The sequence below is a fragment of the Segeticoccus rhizosphaerae genome (assembly GCF_009192725.1).
GTDB lineage: Bacteria > Actinomycetota > Actinomycetes > Actinomycetales > Dermatophilaceae > Segeticoccus > Segeticoccus rhizosphaerae.
Genome location: NZ_VOHR01000698.1, coordinates 1 through 628 on the forward strand (window position 1 = coordinate 1; position 628 = coordinate 628).

Genomic DNA, 628 nt, shown 5'->3' on the forward strand with positions numbered 1-628 from the left:
GCTCGGACCGGTCCCCGGGCCGGGCACCGGGGACCGGTCCGAGCCCGGTGCCGTGATCATCGACCTGCCCGCGACCAGCAGCTCGGCACGCAGCTGCTCACCCTGCGCCCCCGGGCGGCGGTGGTGACCCTGGGGCGGGTGCTGACCCGGGTCATCGCCTGCGAGGACCGGCGGCCGGGACCTCATCCAGCCGGCGCCGGCCGGTATGACCCGCACGCGGTCTCGGTGGAACAGGCATACGGTCTAGTCACGCAGCTCGTTAATCACCGGGCCCGCCGGCGGCCAGCAGCACTGATCCGCGCCGAGTGGAGGTCACCGCGTGGGCTGGTCGGGGCCGTGTTCGGGTACCACCGTGGTGGGGCACCGGGCGTGGTGGGTCAGCGCCGTGCTCACCGACCCCAGCAGCAGGCGCTTGAACCCGCCCATCCCGCGGGAACCGACCACCAGGTGCTCGGCGGTGTCGGCGTAACCCAGCAGCACTTCCGCCGGGACACCGTGCTCGATGCGGACCTCGGTTTCCACCCGCTCGGCCTCGGGCCGGGCGGCCCGGGCCCGCTCCAGCAGCTCCTGCACCGCCTGGCGGGTGGCCTCCAGCTCGGCCGGGGTGGCCGGTTCGGCCACCGGGCGG

The 628-nt window shown here is 75.2% G+C and carries 1 protein-coding gene; it reads right to left on the minus strand.

Going from position 1 to position 628, the window contains the following annotated elements; genetic code table 11:
* Positions 1–312 precede the first annotated feature (312 nt).
* Positions 313–628, minus strand: a 316-nt coding sequence (locus tag FRW57_RS22565; protein ID WP_162529494.1) for a universal stress protein, incomplete at its 5' end; no start/stop codon positions are given.